Genomic DNA, 23,936 nt, shown 5'->3' on the forward strand with positions numbered 1-23,936 from the left:
ACGCTCACATTTCTTTAGCTCACATCTTACACTCAACCTCTGCCATCCGCATTCTCGACTGTGAGCCGCACGGCCTGCCATCGAAAAATCTTGACTTGCACATCATTGTGAAATGTCAAATTGTCACGCCGAATTTGAAGAAAAATCAAGAAATCTTGAACTTTTACAATGTAATTAGGAATTTCACAATGTGTTATATAGGCTTGAACGATGGAAGAGAGAAGACCATCCTCTTGGGATGAATTGCACATTGTTGTCATCGACGACGACCCATGCGCCTTGCATTACGAGAAAACCATGCTCAGTCATCTGCAAAATCGCAATGGCTGCCATGTCAGGATATGGGGCACCACCAAACTCGAAGATGGGGTGCAAAAATGCCTGTATGACTTTCATCCTGTAGATATCGTCATCATCGACATGACTCTAAAAGAGCGGAAAGACTGCGACATTTTCCATGAACTTGCCAAGGCCCGTTCCGACATCATCGTCATCGGTATGACTTCTCATATCGGAAAATATCGGCACCGAACAAAACAAACTTCGCAAATGCGTTGCATTGTCGATAAAGCACAACTGAACCATGAGCTCCCACGTATTATCGATGCCATCTATCGGGAAAGAACGCCGCGACACCGATCACCCGAGGAACAAGCAATAGCCGACAGATCTCCGTTTATCCATTGCAAACCTGAGGCCTGTCAACCACAGTTGTGCCTGGTGCCACAAACATATTGTCCTTGTAGTCCAAACCGTCATCACGCCGCGACTTCCGAGCGCAAACCACCAGCAATCGCTACACACATATCAAAACCGGCAAGCCAATGGCAAAGTCAGCCTTCATCATCGAGTCAAAAGAACATGTCGCAACAAAACAAGGCAGTTTCCCTACGCAACAATCGCAGAAAACAGGTTCACGACCTCGCCGCATCCGCGCCAACAAGCCACAATCTCGCAGCACAACACCAAAACATGCAGTCGGAGCATCAAGACCGATTAATCTCGGTTCCGCTCACTCCCACAGAATTGCAAATTGTCAAATTCAGCATCCTCGGCCTGAAACCGCAGCAAATCGCCAAACGTCTGGGCATTTCCGCCAGCACCGTTTATTCTCATCGTAGCCACATCAAGAGCAAATGCCATGCAAAGACCTGGATGGATACACTGCTCATCTGTCAACAGAAAAACGGGACAGGTTGAAAGCGGCTACCATCCAGGAAGCAATCAAGCCAGTTTGAAACCGAGTTCGCGAGCGGCATCCGTCGGCACCGGGTCTTCACACCAGTAGTCCTCAAGATTTTCGTCCGTAGCCAGAGAACGAATTTCGGCCTGGTCGATATAGACCTCGCCGCTAAGATGATCCGTCTCATGCTGGAAAATACGCGCGGGCCAGCCATGCAGATGTTCCTCATGCTTGTTGCCGTCTTCGTCCTGCCAACGGGCAGTGATGTCGAGCCAACGACGGCGCACGGCCTGATAACCCGAGAAACTCAGGCATCCTTCGTAGAAGCTGCGTTGTTCGGTGCCAATGGGCTCATACGTCGGGTTGATGAGGGCACGGAACGGGAATTCCGCGATTTCACGCGGATCGTTCGTGTCATCAATGACGTTCCCATTCTCGGAGTTCTCTTCCGCACCCGAAGAATCATCGTCATCCTTACGTCCCACACTGCCATTGGGATTATCGGTGATGCCTCTGCCGCCGGGACGGACATGGTCTTCGACCACGGCAATGCGCAATCCCAAACCGATTTGCGAGGCGGCGACGCCGACACCAGGAGCCTCAAGCATGGTGACACGCATGGCTTCGATGAGTTTGGTCAAGGTTTTTTTGCTCAGCTGTCCGTCGTATTCCGCAGCATTCTGACGAAGGACCGGCTCCCCCATCTGCACGATGGGAAGGACCTTGTCTTTGCCTGCCGACTTGAGCAGATGCTCGACGGCATGATTGAGTTCAACATCTACTTTTGCATTGTGCGAAAACATCAGATCGCAAGCTCCTCAGCTACTACTGCGGCAAGACGCTGGCAGACCTCATCGGCCTGCTGCTGCGTTTCCGCTTCTACCATTACACGGACAAGAGGTTCGGTGCCGCTGGGGCGAAGCAGCACACGGCCGGTGGAGCCAAGCAGCTTCTCTTCTTGAGCAACGGCATCCTGCACCTTGGCATTGGTGGGTGCAGCCTTCTTGTCGACGTTGGGGACATTGATCAGCTGCTGCGGCAGCTGCGGGAAATCGGCAGCCAGCTGCTTCAACGACTTACCAGACTTGACGACCTCGTTGCAAAGCGTCAGCGCGGTGAGCGTGCCGTCACCGGTGGTGGCGAACTCACGGTTGATGACGTGGCCGGACTGCTCGCCGCCAAGCGAGTAATCGCCCTTGAGCATTTCCTCAAGGACATAGCGGTCGCCGACGTTGGTCTCGACAGTGGCAATGCCCATGTCCTTCAACGCGAGCTTCAAGCCGAGGTTGCTCATCACCGTGACGACGAGCGTATCGTGGTTGAGTTTGCCTTCGCGCTTTTTGGCACGCGCGAGAATGCCCATGACCTGATCGCCATTGACCATGTTGCCGTCCTCATCCACGGCCAAACAGCGGTCGGCGTCGCCATCGAAGGCCACGCCCATTACGGCACCGGATGCCTTGACCATGGCCTGCAACTGCTCGGGATGGGTGGAACCGGCCTTCTTGTTGATGTTGTAGCCATCGGGAGAAGCATTGATGACCAGCACTTCGGCGCCGGCACGACGCAATGCCTCAGGCGCAACCACGGAGGTGGCGCCATTAGCACAGTCGGCCACAATCTTCAGGCCCTTGAGTGGCTTCGGCTGCGTCTTGTCAGGCGCAATCGGCGCAATGGACGCGACCAGATGATCGATATACATGTTGGTGGCGGTGGTAACGTCGTGGCTCACACGGCCAACACCCGCGCCGGTCGGACGGTCCCAGTCCTTGCCGAGTACTGCTTCGATCTCGTCTTTTTTTGTCGGGCAGCTTGAAACCACCACGAGCAAAGAACTTGATGCCATTGTCAGGCATCGGGTTATGTGAAGCGGAGATGACAGCACCCATCTCAACGTTCAATTCACTAGTCAAGTACGCCACGCCAGGAGTAGGAATAATGCCGGCATCGATGACGTCGAACCCGCCGGCACTCATGCCTGCAGCGAGCGCCGAAGCCAGGAAATCACCAGAAACACGGGTATCGCGGCCAATCAAAGCACGGCGACGCCCTTCCCGATGCTCTTCCTCGGTTCCCGATGAATCACCCAGTACACGTACCGCTGCGTCACCCAAATCGAGCGCCAGTTTCGCGGTCAAATCCCTGTTCGCCAATCCGCGAACACCATCGGTTCCAAACATATTGGGCATGCCGCCACATCCTCCGTTTACACGAATATTGCTCAAACCATCCTAACTCAACGCCGCTCACGAACGCCACGCCCCGGCCAATATTGCCCGATTTCGTCGCATTTGGCGATTCGGAAAGATGTTGGCCGGAGACGAGGATGCAAATGAACGCTGACGAGTCGTGGCACCCAGGCCAGGAATATCTATTTCAGGCTGGCGTTGTAGGCACTGACCTTGAGGGCTCGGCGGGAGGATTCAACATTGCCGATGACGATGTTGCGCAGAGCACGCGCGGCGTCCTTGTGCGATTCCAGCCATTCGTCGCCCAGGTTCACCAGCTCCGCCGGGTCGGCATAGGAGGGATAGAGGTCTTCCAGCAGCGTTTCGGCCATATGGAAGGTACGGTTCTCCCAAATCCAATCGACGGTGTCGTAGTATTTGGCGGTATATGGCGCCGCCAACTTGCCCTTGAGATTCGACGAGAAGCCGAGCGCTGCCGCATCAAGCTGCGAATTGGTAAGGCTCAGATCATGAATCGAGGCGCCCCAAGCCCACGCCTTGGCCTCGGCGGTCGGCACGGAGGCACGCGCACCATAAGCGAATTCTCGGTTGTCGGTGGTGTCGCGGAGCTTCAGTTCCGCATCAATCGCCTCGTCGTCCATCTCACCGACGGCAGCGAGCGCCTTCACCAGCGCCCAGCGCATGTTGTTGTCGATTTCAAGGCCTTTGAGCTTCAACGAGCCGGAAAGCAAATTCTTGACATTGGAGATGAAGAGGGCATCGCCCTGCTCGCCGTAACCAAGATAGGCGCTGACCAGCTGGAACTGTTCATCGCTGCCGGCCTCGGCCTCGTTGGCCAGGTCCCACAGTCCTTCGGCAACGTGCTTGTCGACGGCCTCGCGGCGTGCGGGAGCGACATAGTGGGTGGCCGTGGTCTTCAGGCAGCTCAACGCATAGCGGAACGTAGTGGACTCGTGTTCGGTCGAAAGCATCTTCAGACTCAGGTCGATGAAGCGTTCCGCCGGGAATTCGGCGTCTCGGGTCATGTCCCAGAATGCCAGCCAAACCACGGCACGTGCCAGTGCGTCGTCAAACTCAAAGAGATGATCGGCGGCGAACTCGCGCGACTTGCTGTCGAAACGCAGCTTGGTGTAGGTCAGGTCATCGTCGTTCAGAAGGATGAAATCGGGACGCTTCTTACCAGCGGCTTCGGAAGCCACGGTCGTCTCGCCGTTGACATCAAGCTCGATCCGGTCGGTGCGCACGACCTTACCGGTTGCCGCGTCGCGGTTGTAGAAACCGATGGCCATGCGATGCGTACGCAGCACAGGGTGTTCGGCGGGTGCGGTCTGGGTCAGAGTCAGCGATTTGATGGTCCCGTCGCCGTTCTCTTCAACATCAGCGGCAATGGTGTTGATGCCGGCTTCCTCGAGCCACTGTTTGCTCCAGGTCTTGAGATCACGGCCGCTTGCCGCTTCCAACTCGATCAGCAAATCATTCAGCGTGGCGTTGTCGTACTTGTGCTTGTTCAAGTAGCTGTTAATGCCCTTGAAGAACTTGTCACGCCCGACGTAGGCCACGAGTTGCTTCAAGACGGAGCCGCCCTTGGCGTAGGTGATGCCGTCGAAATTCACTTCGGTATCGTGCAGGTCGTTGATCGGCGCGGTGATCGGATGGGTGGTCGGCAGCTGGTCCTGGTTCAGGCCCCAGCTCTTCTCCCCGACGTGAATGTGGCCCAAGAATCCTTCCATTCCGTGGCTTCTGCGGTCGACAAACTCGACATGAACTCGGCGAAGGATTCGTTCAGCCACAAATCATTCCACCACTTCATCGTCACCAGGTCGCCGAACCACATGTGAGCGAGCTCGTGCAGCACGGTGACCACACGGCGCTCGGCCAACGCGTCGGTGACTTTGGAGCCGAAAACATAGGAGTCTCGGATGGTGACCATGCCGATGTTCTCCATCGCGCCAGCGTTGTACTCAGGCACGTAAATCTGGTCGAACTTGGCGTACGGATAGGGCACGCCCCAGGTCTTGGCGTAGAAGGCGAAGCCCTTCTTGGTGATGTCGAAGAGATAGTCGACGTCCTTGTCGAAATCACTCTTCAGAGATTGACGGCAATATTGGGCCATCGGGATGGTGCGGCCGTCCTCATTGGCATACGTAGTGTGCCACTCGGCGTACGGACCAGCGCAGATGGCGGTGAGGTAGGAACTCATCTTCGGCGTGGTCTCGAAAACCCAACGCTTGGTAGATTCAGCAGGATGCGTTCCCAACGTACCCTCAGCGGTCATCGTATCGAGGTTTTCAGTGGACTTGACCGGGGTGTTCGAGGTGACGAGCCAGGACTGCGGTGCGGTAACTTCGAAATCGAACGTTGCCTTGATATCAGGCTGGTCGAACACGGCGTAGACGCGGCGAGCATCCGGAACCTCGAACTGGGAATAAAGGTAGACGTTGCCGTCAGCGGGATCGACGGAGCGATGCAAGCCCTCGCCAGTGGTCGAATATTGGCAGGATGCGACAACCTTCAACGTGTTGTGCGCCTTGAGATTCGGCAGTTCGATGCGGCTGTCAACAAAGTATTTGGCCGGGTCCAGCGACTCACCGTTGAGCTCGATGTCACTGACCTCATCGGCAATGAGATCGGCGAAACTGGAGGTACCAGGTTTGGCATCAAAAGTAATTTCCGCAATCGATGGGAAATTCTTCGGCCCCTTCGTCAGATCAAGATCGACATGATAGCTAACCGGTCCGGTAATGACCGACTTACGTTCCTCGGCTTCGACACGGGTGAGATTCGCTCCTGGCATTTCGCTCCTTTTGGACGATGAAAGACAACGCTACTTACCATTATGCCAGTGGTAGTTACGTTTGCTGCGTTTCTAGGCGAAGCGCGAATACCGACACTCATCCACCGCTCACCGTGAGGATGTCGAAGACGTCCTTATGCTGAAAGCAGTTGAGAACAGTTCGAGAAATCAGGTCATGATGGCAGCGACTATCGCCTATGAGCGGTCGGGATGCAAGCAGTTTTTCAAGAAGCACCGCGATGATGAAAGCACCATCAAGACCTGCATTGAACACGCTCTGACCGTACAATTGCAGACCGGAATGTCGAAGGTCAAGCGGGCCGTTTCGGCACGGGTGAACGGTCAATGCGTCTATGAATGCCGCATCAATCTCAAGCGCACTGGATCGGCGCGCGTCGCCTTTATCGTCAACGGTACCGATACGTTCGGCAATGGTAACAACAACAGCGACGATGAAACCATCCCAGACGTCACGGTGCTGTTCATTTCCTCGACCTTGCAAAAGACGAGTTCACGCATTTGCTGGAACACAGTCTGAAGGAGGCCGGACTATGCGACTGATTCCTGTCAAACAGGCGCTGAGCATGATGGAGAACGCGGCAACGGCAAAATCGGAGTATAAGAAGCTTACGTTTCTGACTGCCAAAAAGGACCGTTCGCTCTGCCTTGAACACGACCACAATGGCGTCATTCTGCATGAGCAAGGCTATCGTGACGAAAGCACAGCCTTTACCAATGATTCCAAAGACATCCACGCCCGCAAGCGCGCTGTCAAGCAGGCGTTCAAACGCGAATTTCCACGTAGCCACAAGGTCTACGTTTCCACGGTGAAATAACAACCCTTATGAAAACGGCGGCAGATCGCTCCGCCGCCGAAACCTGCCTTGCTACCTGTCAGAATAACGAGGTGCCGGCACTACTCCATCCTGCTAATCGCGTACAACAGGCAAATCAGCAGGACTGCCGCTGCTACAAGTGAGCCAACCTTGCGCACGATCGTGAGCAACACTGTTGCCACGAGCCAGCAGAGCCCGGAGTTCCCGGGCTTGTTATCGTTATAAGACGCCATTTCTGACCTCCACTATTCAATGTCGGCCGACCTTTTGGCCCAAGCCGGTCGCACGTACGTTTCCGGTTCTCCGGTTCAGGGATCACCTGCCGCATACGTGCGGCATAACCAACGTGACATATCAAGAAATGAATTGCAAATTAACTGGCAAAAAATCAAGGAAAATCAAGATTTCTTCATATACAAATCAAGAATCTTGAGAAAAGTTGTAGATTCATAAGGACCGTGATACGCTCAAAAAGTCGATTGAAGTCGGTTCACTTCAAGGCACTTGCCCGGGTCTTTAAAGCTTCGCCTTGTTGGGCTTCATCGATAGGGCGTCTTATCGTTATCGCCCTTACTATTTGATGGATTCGTGTGGGCCGTTGGCTTTGACTGACGGCCCACACGAGTTTTAAATCAGGAAAACGGCAACCACCAAAATTCTGATAGTCGCCGTTTTTCATCAATTGCTTATCAACGAAATCACGCAAGCTCGTATTCTTGCGGATAATGCTGCGCGAGCTGCTTTATCAACAGGTAACGCGCCAGCCAAAGGGCGAGGAACGGAAGAGCAAAACCGACGGTGACGTCGGAGAGGAAATGAGCGCCCTGCATCATGCGGCTGAACATAACAACCAGGGCATAGACCAGCGCGACACCATAAACCATGCTTTCCTTGTCCTTCCAGTTCGGGTTCACCAAAGCGAGCAAGCAGAGCGACAAAACCGCACCGGCAAATTGCGAATGGCCGGAGGGGAAGGATTTGATATTGTCTGCCACGGCAACGGCAGAACGGAAATGCTTACCGTTGGGGTGATACCAAGGAGTGAATAGGTCGAAATCACCCTGCATTGCGCGGAAACGCACACGGCCCCAGATGACTTTGGCAACTTCCAACACGGCTATTGAGCAAAGGAATACCGCCACAATCGCGATGCCGGCCCAACGATAGCGTTGTTTCAGATTGTCGGGAATCCTGCTGACGAGCCAGGCAATCAGCACCGCGACGATAACGCCGTATACCACGCCAGGCGTATGGCAATATTTATGACACAGCACCAAGGCGATAAGCGTCGAACCGAGGTAGACCAGGCCTGAAACCACCAGCTTCGCCAGATTTTCCTTGACAAACTTATAGGTCCAGAACAGCAAAGCCGCGCCGATCATCAGAACCGTCGCGCCGATGAGCGGTGCCAAACGCTCGAAGAAGGACGAGAATCCGTTGCCCGGCATATAAAGCACCTGGTCGATGCGCAGATCGGCAAAGGTGCCGATGATCAGCAGCACCAATGCGCCGATAGCCGTTGCAGGAAATATCTTTTTCATACGTTCATTCCTTGTCATTCATAAAATCCCCGGCAAGTGCGAAACCTACCGGGGAAATCATATAACAGCTTGTTCAGATTATTTGCGATAAAACCAATCCAAATATCAACAAGCCAGGTTCAGACTTAGCGGCCTGACGGCGTGCCATCGATGACGTCGTGGGCGATGTCGGCGACGACCGGAACGATCATCGGCTTGCGATGAAGCTGACGGGAGACCCAGCTGCCGATGGTGCGGCGCATGATCTGCTGGAGCTTGTAGGTGTCGTGAGTGCCATCCATCATCGCGTCCTCGAGCTGTTGGACGATCTGATGACGCACCTTCTCGAACTCGCTTTCGTCCTCGGGCATCGCGTTCAGGTAGACCTTCGGGCCGGAGATAACGTTCTTGGCGTCGGTATCGACCACGGCGAACGCGGAAACGAAACCTTCGGTGCGAGCACCTTGCGCTTCTCGAGCTCTTCGTCCGTGAGTTCGCCGACGGTATCGCCGTCGACGTAGACATAGCCGCACGGCACAGAGCCGACGACCGCAGCCTGACCATGATAGAGGTCAACCACGTCGCCGTCCTCAGCAAGCACAACGTTCTGCGGGTCAACGCCGGTCTTGACGGCCACAAGACCGTTGGCGACCAGGTGGCGGTTCTCACCGTGAATCGGCATGACGCACTTGGGCTTCAAAATGTTGTAGAAATAGGTGAGCTCACCCTCGTTGGAGTGGCCGGAAACGTGAATCTTCGCGTTGTCGCGATTGATGACGCGCGCACCCTTCTGCACGAGCTTGTTGATCAGGCCGTAGACCTCGTTCTCGTTGCCGGGAATCAGAGAGCTGGCCATCACGACGGTGTCGAACTCGTTGATGGTGATGTCGCGGTGGGTGCCGTCGGCGATACGGCCAAGCGCGGCCATCGGCTCACCCTGCGAACCGGTGCACATGTAGACGAGCTTGTTGTCCTGGATGTCTTTGGCCTTCTTGAGGTCGACCACGGTTCCTTCAGGGATGTGCAAGTAGCCGAGATCGGCGGCGATGGACATGTTGCGCACCATCGAACGGCCCACGAAGACGACCTTGCGGCCGACCTTGTGTGCGGCGTCAACGACCTGTTGCACACGATGGACGTGGCTGGAGAAGGAGGCAACGATAATCTTGCGGGTGGCCTCGCTGAAGGCACGCTCGAGCTCGGGGCCGATGGTGCTCTCCGGGCGGACAAAGCCCGGAACCTCGGCGTTGGTGGAATCAACCATCACGAGGTCGACGCCCTTTTCACCGAGCTTGCCGAACTCCACCAGATCAGTGATGCGGTGGTCGATGGGCAGCTGGTCGAGCTTGAAGTCACCGGTGTCGATGACGGTGCCAGCAGGCGTGCTGATGCACACGGCCAACGCGTCAGGAATCGAATGGGTGACGGCGACGAATTCGAGGTTGAACGGGCCAACCTTGAGCTTGTCGCGGCCGGTGACCTCGACGCAGCGCGGGTTCTGGTGGTGCTCCTCGCACTTGGCCTTGACGAAGGCCAGCGTGAGCTTGGAGCCGATGAGCGGGATGTCCGGACGCAGGTTGAGCAGGTAAGGCACGCCGCCAATGTGGTCTTCATGGCCGTGGGTCAGCACGAGCGCTTCGATGTCGTCGAGACGGTCCTTGATATAGCTGAAATCAGGGAGGATGAGATCAACGCCGGGCTGCTCCTCATCGGGGAAGAGCACGCCGCAATCGACCAGCAGCAGGTGGCCGTTGTATTCGATCACGTTCATGTTGCGGCCGATTTCGCCGAGGCCGCCGAGCGGCACGATGCGCATGGAGCCCTTGCGGTACTTCGGCGGAGCAATCAGCACGGCGTCCTGGTTAGGCGAAGTTCCCGGAGTGCGGGAGACGGCGCGCGGGTTACGACGGCCATTGGAACGGCTGCCTCCACGCGCATTACGCGAGGAATTGGAGCCACCTGAACGACGTCCGCCGGAACGAGAGGAACCGCGGGATTCGCCACGCTTAGCGTCAGCGCTCGAACCGGAACGCTTCGTGCTGGTGCGCTTGGTACGCTTCGTAGTTTTCTCGGCAGGCGCCTCGCTTTTGCGGTCGCGCGCCTTGCTGGCGCTGCCACGACGATGCGTGGTCTGCGCTGTAGTGTTTTCTTCTGTATCTGTCATATCTGTTACTGAACTTCTGTTTACTTATTGTCTGCGCCTGTGCACAGACGAGGAATAAAAACAGCGGAACAGAGCCCGCGGCCGCTTACGCGCCACCGACTCCCCGCTGTGATGAGTTATGCTTCTGCCGTGTCTGATTGTCAAACGCTCTAAAACCTAAGCTTCCAAGATACCGGCATCAACCATGCCTTGATGAGCACGCTTGAACTCCGGATCGCTCGGTCCGACATTCGGCAGGCGCATCATGGTCTCGTCAAGCCATCCGCGCTCATGCAGCGCGGCCTTGGCCATAACTCCTTGGAATCCGGTGCCGTTGATGGCATCGACCAGCGGGGCCAAACGAACCGCAAGGCGCTGGGCCTCATGGATGTCGCCACGGTCGAAGGCATCGGCAAGCTGACGCATCGGGTTCGACGCCACGTGCGCAATCACCGAAATAATACCGACCGCTCCGATGGAAAGGAACGGCAGGAACAGCGCATCATCACCAGAATACCAAGTCAGACCGGTTTCCATGCGCTTTCGCACTGATCCGGCGATATCTCCCGTAGCATCCTTGACGGCCTCAATATGATTAAGCTCCGCAAGCCTGCGATAAGTTTCAAGCTCGATATGAACGCCGGTACGCCCGGGGACGTCGTAAACGATAATCGGCTTGTCCGCCGACTCGTTCACCGCCTGATAATGACGGAAAATGCCTTCCTGCGACGGACGGGAATAATAAGGAGCAACCACCAGCACCGCATCGGCACCAGCTTCCTGAGTCTGCTCGACCATGCGCACCGTATGGGCGGTGTGTCGTTGGAGCCAGCGCCGGAAATCACCGGCACATCGACGGCATCCTTCACGACCTGAACGAGCTTGACTTTCTCGTCCATGTGGGTAACCGGCGACTCACCGGTCGTGCCGTTGACCAACAGGCCATCGGCGCCTGAAGCGACCAAATGCTTGGCCAATGCCGCAGATGCTTCGAAATCAACGGAACCATCATGGTGCATCGGCGTCACCATAGCGGGGATAACCCGGCCGAATGGCGCTGGATCAAGTAGATGCATAGAAGACTCACTCATACCTTAACGCTACTTCTCGGGCGAGACGCTTATCAGCAATCAATAAACAACAAGATTGCGATGCATATTATCCTTGCCCGAATACGCAAAACCGCCGAATACAGGCTGGACCCATATTCGACGGCATAACAAACGAATTAGCGACGAATCTCAGAGGTCAAGAAATGCGTCAAGGCCAACAGTCAAGCCAGGGTGAGACCCAGAGGCGATGTTGCGCACAGCCAGCAGAACGCCCGGCATGAACGAGGCACGGTCGAAGCTGTCGGCGCGGATGACCAGCTGCTCGCCGGTGTTGCCCAGAAGGACTTCCTCATGAGCGTTGAGGCCCTGCAGACGCACCGCGTGAACATGGACACCGTCGACGATCTGGCCACGGGAGGCTGCCTCGCCTTGAGTGCCGTCCGGCATCGGAGCGCAGCCGGCCTTCTTACGGGCCTCTGCAATCGCTTGAGCCGTGTGAATGGCGGTGCCGGAAGGCGCATCGACCTTGTCGGGGTGATGCAACTCGATGACCTCGGCAGAAGTGAAGTATTTGGCGGCCTCGGCGGCGAACTTGTCGGCCAAAACAGCGGAAATGGCAAAATTCGGCGCGATGAACACGACCTGATCCTTGCGTGGAGCCTCGGCAAGCGCAGCCTTGACCTGATCCAATTTCTCATCGGTCCAGCCGGTGGTGCCAACCACCACATCGACGCCTTGGGCCACAAGTTTCAGCACGTTGCCCAGCGATGCGCTCGGTACGGTGAACTCCACGGCCACGTCCGTATTGTCAGGCGTGACGGCCGCGACATCGTCGTTCTCACCAATCTGCAGTGCGATTTCCATATCGTCCGCCGCCTTGACGGCCTCGACCACGCTGCCGCCCATGCGCCCTTGAGCACCGACTACCGAAACTCGAATCATGTTGACCTCACCTTCGTGATGTTCTTGTTATCTACCTATACGCCACAATACGGCGGCAAGGGAACATCTGAACGAATCCTCACAGTTTTCGGCAAGCGATACAACGCTATGCAATCTCGACCAATAGCTTTGCACTATGCGCGGAGCAGAACGATTTATTCCGCGTGCTTTCGAGCCAGGAACCAGCCAAGAACCGCCAACGGCACCGCGGCGAACGTGGTGGCGATAGGCAGAAGCAGGCCAACGTGAGGGCTGGAGACATCGAGCACCATGCCGGCCAGGGACGAGCCGAAGGACGTGCCAACCGAACCGGCCGTAGTAACCCAGGAAAGGCCCTCGGTCAAGCTGCTGGGCGGAACGATGTCTTTGACGATAAGGTTGCCCGTCGCGAACAGCGGCGAAACACACAGGCCGGAAAGAACCGAGCAGAGTCCAAGCAGAATGAGGTTGTCCATCGTCAGGCGGCAGAACACGTAGCCGCAGGTGAGCAGCGAAAGGAAGATCACCATGTGCTGCCAGTTGGAGCCTTTCGGCTTCTTGGAGCCGAAGATGAACGCACCGATGCAGGAGCCGACGGCGAACATGGCCAGCTGCAGGCCGAGCAACTGTTCGCGGCCGATGGCCTTCATCATCGCAGTGACCGAGACATCGAACTCGTTGAAGCTCATGTTGAAGACAACGAAAACCACCAGAAGCGGGATAATTCCAGCGTAGAGCAACACGCTTTTGCGCTTCGGGGCATGGGTATGCAGCTGGCGGAGGCTTACGCCATCCTCGTCAAGCCGCGCACCCTGTGTACCGCCGAGATTGGCAGTGGCAGCCTTCACATCCTCGTCGCCAGGCGAAGCAGCGGCGACCGACACGGTTTCAATCACCGGCGGTTGCGTGTCTTTCAGCGAGAAGAACACTGCTCCCCCGACCGCGCAGGCAATGGTCGGCACGAACAACTGGGAGACAGGGCTCACGGAAGTCGCCAGGAAAGCGGCAAGGATGGGGCCCAAGATGAAGACCATCTCATCGATGCCGGCTTCGAGCGCATAGGCAGTATCGAGCAAGGCACCATCTTTGGGGTCGCGCAGCGCGTAGGCCCAGCGGGTACGCACCAAGGCACCGAATGAGAACTGCGTGCAGCCCATCAGAATCGCCAAAACAAACAAGACGGGAATCGAGACACGAGCCCATGCGGCGAAAGCGAAAACAAGCATAGACACCACGGAAAGCGTCAACGCCACCCAGCCGACTTTGTGCTGGCCGAACCGGTCAAACAGCCGGGCGTAGAGCGGCGTGACGGCGGCAACAGCGAGGATATAAACCGCGCTCATCGTGCCGGCGACCGTCCAATTGTTGTACATGTGGTTCAACGCCAACACGATGCCAAGGCTCATCATCGAAATCGGAAGCCTAGCCACTGCTCCGGAAATACAGAACGCCTTGGCACCAGGGATGGCGAAAAGCCGCCCGTATGGCGAGCGATGACGCTGGGTTGGCACGCTACGACCTGCCTTATTCACTACCCATCAATCCCTTCTGACACCAATTATGCCCAATCAGGCAACCCCAACACACAGCACAATGGCCTGATATCGCGGGTTGCCGTATCCCCCATGCATCTTAATTCGATGCTTTCAATATGTTTAACCAGTCTATCCAACCGTCACGGACGAAAAGCCTGCAGCGTAACCAAAGAGCGTAGCCTCTTATCGGCGCACATGCCACAACATGCGACGCGCAAGACAGAGAAAGGGACTCGCCGAAAATGACGAGTCCCTCTTGTTAGAGATGACAGCATTGATCTGAACAGACGAATCAAGCCATCAAACGCAACTCAGCCTCAGGCTTGCTGCTTCTCGCTGGCGGCAATCTGCTGAGCAATCTTGCCACCGGGGCCGAGTTCCGGCATCGCGATGACAAACACCGCGGAAACCAGGAAGATGACGCTTTCGATGGCGAGGTTCAGAATCAGGTTCGCACCGCAGATCTTGGAGACGATAACCGGAATGAGGAACGCGCAAAGCAGACCCACAGCGGTGACCAGGCCACCGGCGCTGCCGGCGTACTTGCCACGAATCTCAGGAAGCGCATACGGCATGGCCTGCACGATCGGGCCGTTCATGGCGCCAAAGGTGCCGGAGATCATCATGATGATGAAGAGCACCGGGATGGCCGGCGCAGCCTTCATGCCCAGAACGACGGCCCAGAAGAAGACCATGAGCGCAGCACCCACCACGATGGTGAACACGAGGTACCACTTCCATGTACGCAGCCTGGAGCTGATTTGCGGGCCGATGACGGAGCCGATGATCGAGCCCAAGGCGGCAGCGGAAGCGACAAGGCCGGCGGTAGTGACGTCGAAGTGGTTGATGGTGCGCAGCGTCTGCGGAATGAAGCCGGCGAACGCGGTGGAGGCGGCCATGGAGAAGCCATAGCACAGGCCGATCAGCCAGACATTGCGGGACTTGGCGGCCACACCGAAGTACTTGACCGGGGACTCGCCAGAAGCCGGCGGAAGCTGTACCCCGTTAGGCACATCCTTGATGAGCACGAGCCAGATGACGGTGAATACGGCCAGGATGATGGCGGCGGTCAGGTACGAGACGAACACGCTCATACGAGGGGCGACCATCTGGGCGAGAATAACACCGACGCCTGCAGCGCCGAAGAAGAAGCCCATGCCGACCTGCGCCTTGTCGCCGAACCAGACGCTCAAGATCTTGATGAGGTTCGCGTTGAGTGCGGCGATGCCGGCACCCAGCAGGAACATCGAGATGGCCTGCATCGGGAAGTTCAGGAAGAAGGTACGCAGGAACGCACCGATGACGGCGATGATGAGGCACCAGAAGACCACGCGCTTCGGGCCGATCTTGTCACCCAACGTACCCATGGGGATGCTCAGGAACACCGCGGTGAGCATAGGCATCATCAGCAGTGTCGAGAAGCCGGCAGGGTCGATCTTCAGCAGCGGCGTCAGCGAGACGGCCATGGCCGAAATCTGATACTGCATGTAATTCGACAGCACTCCGATCAGGCATACGACCACCAGGATGACCCAGCGGTATGCGGGAGCTTGTTTCTTTTCCATGATTGTTCTTTTCTCTTACTTTTCGAGCAGGCACTCTTCGAATGCAGAACGCAGCAGCTCGTCATTCTTATCGTTGATGTTCTTCTTGCATTCCCATGCGTCTTCATCCATGACCATGGTGTTGCGGTTGTCGGCGTCGTAAGGCTCCCACTTCGGAATCGAAGGGTTGCTCGGGTCGCCGGTACGGGCGAAGGAAGCCCAGGCGTCCTGCATACGATCGGCAAGACCCTGAGGCGGTACCTCACCGGTCAGGCCCTTGTTGACGCCGACCACGTCGCGGTTGTCGAACACGAACGGCAGCTCGAGCGCGTGGCAGGAACCCATGCCCGGAACCTTGGACTCGTACTTGAACAGATAGTGATAGACCTTGTTGTACTTGGCTTGATACTGTGCAATGAGATCGGTGCCCACGCGGAAACCGATCTGGTTGGTGTACTCCAGATAGCGGCGGCCGGGATCCTGGTCGGGATAGGCCTCGGCCCAAGCGGTCTCGTACTTGTCGTTGTCAAGCTTGCCATCGAAGTGGATGACCGCCTGATGGTGCCAGAAGTCCGGCATCTGAGTGGCGAGATCCCAATAAAGGCCCCAATAGGCGAATTCGTCGTTGTTGGTGCCGATCATCAGCTCGATGTCCTTGGCGGCGCCGTCCTTCAGAGCCTGCAGCGGCTTCTTGGGCAGCACCCTGCCATCGCAGGTCGGCGCGTACAGCAACGAAACGTCATGCTCGTGGTTGTAGAAGAACTTGTTGCACACGATCTCCTGAACCATGCCAACCGGCACGGCAGCGAGCTCCTGCGCGGTCTTGCAGCCGAGCAGTTCCATGACCTCCTTGGCATACGGGGCGCTGGTTTCGGGAGTGTTGTAGAGCTGAATCGGGCCAGACTCGCAGATGGCCTTCTTGAACAGGCCCTTGGCGCTTGGTGCCACGCACAGCAGCAGCACCGAACCGCCTCCGCAGGACTCGCCGAACAGCGTCACGTTGCTCGGGTCTCCGCCGAACGCGGTGATGTTCTCGTGAACCCACTTCAGAGCAGCGATCTGATCCTGAATGCCGCAGGTGCTGGCATCCTGGAATTCCTCGCCACCGGGCAGGGAACCCACGTTGAGGAAGCCGAACGCGTTGAGACGGTAGTTCATGTTGACCATGATCACGCCGTCGCGGCGGGCGAACTGAGCACCATTGATCTCAGGATCGGCGATACCGCCCTCCATGTAGGAGCCGCCGTGGATGAAGACCATGACGGGCAGGTCCTTCTTGCCTTCGGGGTTCTTGACCCAGACGTTCAGGTTGAGGCAGTCCTCGCTCATTTCCATGCAGGAATCGACCATGACGGGATCGACCTTCTGCATCGGAACCTTGCCGAACTCGGTGCAGTCAATCTCCCGATCGCTTGGATCCAGAGGCTGCGGCGACTGCCAGCGCATGGCACCCACCGGGGGCTTGGCATACGGCACGCCCAGATAGGCATGAACGCCACCTTCAAGTTCCTTACCGGTCAGCACGCCGGTTTTTGTAGTGACTTTCGGCATTATCGTTCCTTTCTCTAAGGAGGTCATGGCCGATATGTGCAGGCACACAGCACCGTCCAATCCTCAAATCGGCTTCAGGCTATACCCCTGAGCCGCAGGAGGGTCAAGCCGAAAACACACGAGAAAATACGACAAAAATATCTACATAGAACGATTAATCTAGGTAAATCAGTATCCGTTTGATGAATAGAAGATTAAAATGACAGTAAACAACCCTTGTGCTAGTCCAGAGATTTCAAAGGTGACATCACTCATGCACGTCAAACATCTCATCAACGGCGGCAAATCAATCAAAGAGACCGCCAAAACCTACGGTGTCAGCATCGACACTCTCTATTATTACGAAAAGCTCGGGCTCGTGGTGCCCAAAAGGAATCCCTATAACGCATACAGGGTCTACGATTCGGCCGATTTCTTCAAACTCAACGTCATCATGGAGCTGCGCACGATGGGCGTGAGCCTGGATGACATCCAGGAATATCTCAAACACCACGACTTCAAGTCGACATTGGCTTTGCTCGACAAAGAGCTCGAATCGGTGCAAGAGCAAATCGACAGACTCACCCGGCAACGACAGGACATCGTCCAGGAACTCAAACACGACCTGAACTCGCTTTCCGACGCACAAACCTCGACGATGACCATCGAGCAACTCGACGACAGGCCCTGCGAACTGGTCTCCACAGACCTGCTTTTCTACGAGGACATCCCTTACGCCTTCGCGCAATACATGGCCGTCAACAAACACGAGCGTCTGAAAACGCTACGAAGCATACCAACCTATCTGGTCGACACCACACACAAGGTGAACGGCTGTTTCCCATCAAAGTCGATCATGCTCTACACTGGCGAGCGCAATCCCAAGATTCCCTACATCATCGGCAAAGGCCTGTACGCCTGCCGCACGTTCAAAGGCCCGTTCCTGGAATGCGCGAAAATCTATGAAGAAATGAAAACGGAAATCGCCAAGCGCGGCTATCTGATAAACGGAGACCCCATCGAAATGTGTCTGATCGGCTCATACGAATCCGACCATTTCGACGAACACGTCTCGCGAATCGAGGTTCCGGTGAAACCAACGGAGACAGAACAGCAAGCCATGAAGACAAGATCCGAATAAATATGCGAACGGCTGCCGGAGACCACTCTCGTGCAGGTCTCTGGCAGCCGTTGCTTCCAGCGTTTATCCGTTTCGCAATTGGACGCTTGTACTGACTTCCCAAGTCAGCACATCATTGAAATCCAATGCCCGGCATCATCTTCCGAAATGACGCCGACGATAATTCATCGTTACTTTTGGGATACAGATTCCTTGACTTTGGCGGGAACACCGGCGTAGATGAACATTTTGGTCGGTGCCATCTGCGGATCACGGCCATCGTCGGGATGACGCTGCTCCTGACGCTCGGCGATACGCTCCATGCCATGACGATCGTAGAAGCTCACATCGCAATCCGTGTCGGTGTGCAGATAGAACATCGGCACCTCAAAGCGCTCGAAGCTCTCCATGGCACGGCGCCACAGCTCGCCACCCACACCATGGCCACGGGAGGCCTGAGAAACAAGGAAGAGCTCGACCTCGGCCGGGGCCTTGTCGTTGATGGCGGTCTGGCGTTCCATACGCCGTTCGATCTCGAAACCGAGTTCGAGGTCCGCGAGCGCCTTATGTCCGGCCGGAATGGAGTTGATTCGCTCATCGATCTTCGCCATTTCTTCGGCGACATTCTGGAACATCACCGGCTGACCGACGACGCGAGAAAGCGTGACGCCCATGAATTCGCCGTTCTTGTGGGCGATTTCGCCGCGTGTGGCCGGCTCAAGATAATGCAATACAAAATGATAGGACAGCAGCATCGAAAGCTTTTTGTCGTTGCCGATGGGCGCATAATGCCCCCACGTCTCATCGAACTGCTTGGTGATTGCCTCGACGTCACCCCAAAGCATCGGCGCGTAGACCACTCCGATTCCAGCATCACCCTTTGGTTCATTGTGCATAAGTTTGTGTTCCTCCATAGTTATCTTCCCCTCTTGCCGCCTGCGGCCCCTACCGGAGCGACAATGGGCCTTTCATCCCGAAGCCTTTACGAGCAAAGTCAAATAAAGTCAATGCATCATACGCATAATCCGTTACGCTGCCAACCATACCCATAACCCCATCAAGGTTTATACAATACGCCAATGGGTAATCCTCATACAATATATCACCAAATAATATACATCGCCGCGAAAAATGACTAATCTTCATCGGACCCAACAGGGATACCCGCGTTCAATTCGGCAAGAATCTCGGCCTCGGATTTGGGTAAAGCGTAGATCTCCCGCTGGTTCTCGGAAGCGGCGCTCAGGTAATAAAGCGTAGCGTCCACACTCTCCAGCGGGATACCTTTCATCGCCGAAAGCATAAGCCGGTACATGTCGAGCTGGGCAAGCTTGTGGTCGATATCTTCCTGCGTCGTCGGTTTCTTGCCGGTTTTCCAATCAACTACGGTGAAACGCTTGGTCTTGTCGTTTTCGTCAAGTCCGCCATAAAAGACGGCGTCAAGCTTGCCATTGACGATTCGGTTGCCAAGCTCAGGAATCGCGACGACGATTTGCTGCTCAGCCGCATACGGACGACGCAAGGCCCAGCGGCTTTCCACCAGCCGCCGCTGCCAGGTTTGAATCTTGCGATCCGTTGCGGTCTGGTCGGCTTGCAGATGCTGCTCCGCCTCCTCAAGATCGGCAATCAGCGAGGCTCGCGTTTCAGGCTCATTGCCTGCAGCGATGGCCGATAGCCCGCCGTCAATAGCCACCTCCGAGACTTCGTCCTCACCAAAAGCATCGACGAAACGCTGCGCCCACGCATGGAAACGCGTGCCGGCTTCTGCGGCAGGTGAAGATACTCGCGGAATCGGACGAACCAAGCCGCGCCAGTATTCCTGGGCTTCTCGCTTGTTCATGTTGCCGGCGCTGGCCTGCAGGGAAGTGACGTTCTGCCGGTGGTTGGCGAGAATACGCTCACCGCGGATACGCACTTCGGCATCCAATGCATCGGCATTACCGATCTTGCCAGCAGCGCTGAAATCGCCCGATTTGCCGTTACGGTCATTTTTGGAAGTACTAACACCCGCCAACGGTGACGCACCATCGTTTCCGATGATTTCCGTGGATGGCATCAAATCTTCATCGGCCAACAACATACGGGTCCGCTCGGCCAGCGACTCACCCGCCGGCAGATTGGCGGCTACGCGACTGACCGTTTCGGCAATGACGTCGTTTTCGGTTCCGTTGTCGGTTTCAGATGCAGCCGTAACGCTACCGCTATGCTGAGCTCCCGCGTCTCTGGCTTGCGCAACGAGACGCTTGTGCGTTTTGCTGGTCAGCGTGGCCGAGCGCCGCAACCGCGAGTCCATTTCCTCGCTCATCGAAGCGGGCCATGGCAACGATTCACCTTCCTGCTGCTCGTCTTCAAGGGGATCTTCCCAAGCTTGTTCAACGACGGCCTGCTCGTATTCCTTTGCCTGAGCGCCGACGAAGATGCCATCGGGCTTAGCGGCACCCAGCTGCGCCAAGGTGACAGGTGCGGATGTGCCGTTCTGCATAATCGCATCAGTGTCGGAAACGTTGGCTTCTGCGGGGGTACCAGCTTCCGAAATCGCCTTCGAACCGCTGCTTTTGGCGTTCGGCACTGCAGCATCCCTGCCTGCATTGCCGTCATCGCTTCCGCTGCCCGCAATAGCCACGTCATCGTGATGAGCCAACGCGTCCCGGACTTCCGCGAAGAAATTCGATTCTTTGGAGGCATTGCGCGTACCTGCGACTTCGGGATTACGGGAAATATTGGCGTGACGGCTGTAAGTCATCAGCACTTCTTCGCGCGCACGCGTCAACGCCACGTAAGCGAGGCGACGTTCGTCCGCATGAAGTCTACGACCGTATTCCTCCTGCTGAGACAGGTAATTTACAGGGCCGCCGCTACCGTCGTTGCCATCAATCGCGTCGAAGACGCGCATCAGACCTTCGGACTCATTCGCCACAATCTCCACGCTGGAGAGTTCCTGCAGGGCCTCGAGCGGATCGTCGCCGACCGCCATATCGTGAGGGAATCGAGGCAGGATATCGGCGTCGGCACGTACCGGGACGGGCACGGCGGCCGGGTTATCCAGCCAGGTATTGGCCGTTTCGTGATATTGCGGCGACTGCCAGACTCCATCACGCAACCCGCCGATATGATCTTCGTCCAGTTCAATCTTGAGCCTGTCCCCCTGATTGGACGGAAAACTCGTAGCCTTCATGCCGACGATGGCCACGGAATCCCATTCGAGGCCTTTCGCCTGATGGATAGTCATCAGCACCACGTCGACCGGGTCGCTCGGGACTGCCGCCATTTCATCGGGAATGCTGCTCAGCGAATCTACCCAGGAGATGAATCCGCGCAATGTCGGCGTGGTACCTTCCGTGATTTCCTGGGTATACGTGTTGACCAGATCCACCAGAGCGTTCATTGGTGATCGCGCCAACGCCGGCTCGATTGTCCTACCTGATTCCTGCAATGCTTGAGCCACAACGGTATCGATATCAAGATCGAGTGACTCAACCGCCGTCTCGACGATTTCGGCAAGCGGATGGTTGACGACGGCATTGACCTGCTGCAAGACCTTCGCGGCATGACGGATGGCCCTAAGCCCGGAAGCGCTGAAACGCGAAGCAATCCGAGGCGAATCCAGCGAAGATTCAAGCTTACTATCCATCAGAACATCGGCAAGGAAGACCATGTTGGGCACTTGGTCGCGATGCTCGGCGACCAGTTTCGCCTGCTCACTCGGCTTGGCATCGCTCGGCACCAAACCGGCCTGCGCCAACGCACGGAAGCGGTATTCGTCGTTGCGACGGCTGGCAAGCTTTGCCAAAGCGTTCAGGTCCTTGCTACCCAAGCCAAACCTTGTCGTGGCCAAAAGCCGCATCAAAGCATTGGAATCCGCATGGTCGGCGACAACATGGAGCAAGGCGAGCACGTCGCGGATTTCGGGACGGTCCAGCAGTGCCGAATAGCCCACAGTCAGCGTCGTCAACCCAGCTTTGCGCAACCCCTCGGCGAATTCGGGCATATTACTTTTGCCTCGGAACAGGACGGCGACATGCGGGCGGACGTCTTTCGCACTCGGGTCAGTCGGCGTGTGCCGGGCGATGGAGGTTTTGGCAAAACGCACCACGGCATCGATTTCCTGACCGAGCGTATCGAAACCAAGCACGCCCAACGTGCCTTCTTTGGCGCCGTCAATCGTGGTCAGCGCCGGCACAGGCACTTCCCGCATCGGCGAACTTGACGGGATTGCATCGGGAGTGCGCAACGGTTGGGTCAGGTCGTTGGCAGCTTCGAGCACCACCTGGGAATTGCGACGGGTAACGCTTAACGAATACGGCCTGGCGGTCTCGTCCATACCGAAATCGCGCTGGAACATACGGAAGGCACCAGGGCTTGCGCCTCGCCATGCGTAAATGGACTGGAAAGGATCGCCGACGGCGTTGACCGCGGAACTGTCCGATGCGAATTGCTGGCGGGAAACGTGAATCTGCGAAACGCTTCCTTCTGAATTGTCGTCTGAGGCAATGCTGTCCACGGATTCGAAGACGTTCATTGACTCCGGCTGCGCACCATCAGGATGGAACAATGCGGCAATAAGTGCGGCCTGCGTGGTGGACGTGTCCTGGTATTCGTCGAGCAGGACGTGGGTATAGCGGTGGCGAAGACGCTCCCCTATCGACGGGAAACGCGTGATCAACGCGTAGGCGGCCACGGTGAAATCGTTGAATTCGGCCATATTGAGCTGCTGCTTGCGTTCGTGGTAACGCTCGACCAGGGTCAGCAGAATCTCACGTTTTCGCGCGACATCACGCAAGCCGGCACTGCGGTAAATCGCAAGCCGATGATAGTCGTCACGATGTTCGGACAAACGTTTGGCGAACTTTTCGTCGGTCTCGTTCTTCTTGCGTTTCAGCGCTTTCGGCTCGTCCTCGGGCACCTTTTCGTCGTCGATGACGGTGTCCATCTGTGCGATGAACGCCTGATCCCATTCGCGGATTCGAGCGATGGCTTCGGGCACGCTGGCGCAATGTTCACCGATCATCGAACCGCTGATGGCATTGGAAAGATCCAACACTTTGGTGACGATATCCGAAAAACTGCCGAATCCCTGCCCGCGCAGAATATCCATGTTGTCGTCGATGACGGTGACGGCAAGCTGATGGGCCCCGGCCTCGCTCAGCGGCTGGGTATTCTGGTCGAAGCCAACCAAAAGGCCGTACTGGCGCACGATGGACTGGAAGAATGCATCGTAGGTGGAGACCTGCGGCTTCAGGAAAACGTTGGCACGACGCGGGTTGTCGGAGACTTTTGCCTCGGCTTCATCCATTCGCGCGTTTTCGGCCACGGCGCTCGACACTCGGCCGAGCAGCTCCGAGGCGGCCTTGCGGGTGAAGGTGAGACCAAGGATTTTTTCAGGCGGCACGCCGACCTTGATCAGGTTGATGATGCGGCGGGTCATGGTGTAGGTTTTGCCGGATCCGGCGCCTGCGACCACGAGCACGTCCGCGTCCTTGGGCGCGTTGACGACGGCGGCCTGCTCGGGGCTGTCCGTCGGAGCTTGGTTAGCTGCTGGACCATGTGACCGTTGATTATCCTGCGTCAT

General features: G+C 56.6%; 12 protein-coding genes and 4 pseudogenes. 4 read left to right on the forward strand and 12 right to left on the reverse strand.

Annotated elements, in window-relative coordinates:
- The first annotated feature begins 210 nt into the window (after positions 1-210).
- Positions 211-1,200 carry a response regulator transcription factor gene (locus tag OZX57_RS06915; RefSeq protein WP_277161946.1) on the forward strand — a complete coding sequence of 330 codons (990 nt, stop codon included), beginning with the start codon at positions 211-213 and terminating at the stop codon, positions 1,198-1,200.
- A gap of 24 nt (positions 1,201-1,224) precedes the next feature.
- Here OZX57_RS06915 and OZX57_RS06920 read toward each other — a convergent pair whose 3' ends face one another.
- The 3 genes and pseudogenes from OZX57_RS06920 to pepN form a co-directional block, all read right to left on the reverse strand.
- Positions 1,225-1,986, reverse strand: a complete 762-nt coding sequence (locus tag OZX57_RS06920) for a peptide deformylase (RefSeq protein ID WP_277161947.1) — start codon at positions 1,984-1,986, stop codon at positions 1,225-1,227.
- A pseudogene (glmM, locus tag OZX57_RS06925) lies at positions 1,986-3,372 on the reverse strand (phosphoglucosamine mutase). Before glmM ends, OZX57_RS06920 begins: the two are co-directional and overlap by 1 nt.
- Positions 3,373-3,554: 182 nt before the next feature.
- Positions 3,555-6,166 (reverse strand): annotated as a pseudogene (gene pepN / locus OZX57_RS06930) (aminopeptidase N).
- A gap of 136 nt (positions 6,167-6,302) precedes the next feature.
- On the opposite strand from pepN, the gene OZX57_RS06935 reads away from it, so the two are divergent.
- Positions 6,303-6,704 (forward strand): hypothetical protein, encoded by a 402-nt coding sequence (locus tag OZX57_RS06935; RefSeq protein WP_277161948.1) that lies wholly within the window; start codon positions 6,303-6,305, stop codon positions 6,702-6,704.
- A gap of 13 nt (positions 6,705-6,717) precedes the next feature.
- Positions 6,718-7,002 carry a hypothetical protein gene (locus OZX57_RS06940; RefSeq protein ID WP_277161949.1) on the forward strand — a complete coding sequence of 95 codons (285 nt, stop codon included), beginning with the start codon at positions 6,718-6,720 and terminating at the stop codon, positions 7,000-7,002.
- A 698-nt stretch (positions 7,003-7,700) separates the two neighbouring features.
- Here the strand turns inward: OZX57_RS06940 and OZX57_RS06945 are convergent.
- From OZX57_RS06945 to OZX57_RS06975, 7 genes and pseudogenes are all read right to left on the reverse strand, one after another.
- On the reverse strand, positions 7,701-8,543 hold the full coding sequence (locus OZX57_RS06945; RefSeq protein ID WP_277161950.1) for a phosphatase PAP2 family protein: 843 nt from the start codon (positions 8,541-8,543) through the stop codon (positions 7,701-7,703).
- A gap of 125 nt (positions 8,544-8,668) precedes the next feature.
- A pseudogene (locus OZX57_RS06950) lies at positions 8,669-10,338 on the reverse strand (ribonuclease J).
- 504 nt (positions 10,339-10,842) lie between these two features.
- Positions 10,843-11,756 (reverse strand): annotated as a pseudogene (gene dapA, locus OZX57_RS06955) (4-hydroxy-tetrahydrodipicolinate synthase).
- Between the two features lie 150 nt (positions 11,757-11,906).
- Complete coding sequence (dapB, locus tag OZX57_RS06960; protein WP_277161951.1) at positions 11,907-12,659, reverse strand: 4-hydroxy-tetrahydrodipicolinate reductase; 753 nt, start codon at positions 12,657-12,659, stop codon at positions 11,907-11,909.
- Positions 12,660-12,814: 155 nt separating this feature from the next.
- On the reverse strand, positions 12,815-14,170 hold the full coding sequence (locus OZX57_RS06965; protein WP_277161952.1) for an MFS transporter: 1,356 nt from the start codon (positions 14,168-14,170) through the stop codon (positions 12,815-12,817).
- Positions 14,171-14,490: 320 nt separating this feature from the next.
- Entirely contained in the window at positions 14,491-15,738 is a 1,248-nt protein-coding gene (locus OZX57_RS06970; RefSeq protein ID WP_277161953.1) for an MFS transporter, read from the reverse strand.
- A gap of 15 nt (positions 15,739-15,753) precedes the next feature.
- Positions 15,754-17,268 (reverse strand): carboxylesterase family protein, encoded by a 1,515-nt coding sequence (locus OZX57_RS06975; RefSeq protein ID WP_277161954.1) that lies wholly within the window; start codon positions 17,266-17,268, stop codon positions 15,754-15,756.
- 253 nt (positions 17,269-17,521) lie between these two features.
- On the opposite strand from OZX57_RS06975, the gene OZX57_RS06980 reads away from it, so the two are divergent.
- Entirely contained in the window at positions 17,522-18,388 is an 867-nt protein-coding gene (locus OZX57_RS06980) for a MerR family transcriptional regulator (protein ID WP_277161955.1), read from the forward strand.
- A gap of 170 nt (positions 18,389-18,558) precedes the next feature.
- Here the strand turns inward: OZX57_RS06980 and OZX57_RS06985 are convergent, their stop codons facing one another.
- Entirely contained in the window at positions 18,559-19,263 is a 705-nt protein-coding gene (locus tag OZX57_RS06985; RefSeq protein WP_277161956.1) for a GNAT family N-acetyltransferase, read from the reverse strand.
- A 239-nt stretch (positions 19,264-19,502) separates the two neighbouring features.
- Complete coding sequence (locus tag OZX57_RS06990; protein WP_277161957.1) at positions 19,503-23,936, reverse strand: ATP-dependent DNA helicase; 4,434 nt, start codon at positions 23,934-23,936, stop codon at positions 19,503-19,505.

The organism is Bifidobacterium sp. ESL0682 (genome assembly GCF_029392815.1).
Lineage (GTDB): Bacteria > Actinomycetota > Actinomycetes > Actinomycetales > Bifidobacteriaceae > Bifidobacterium.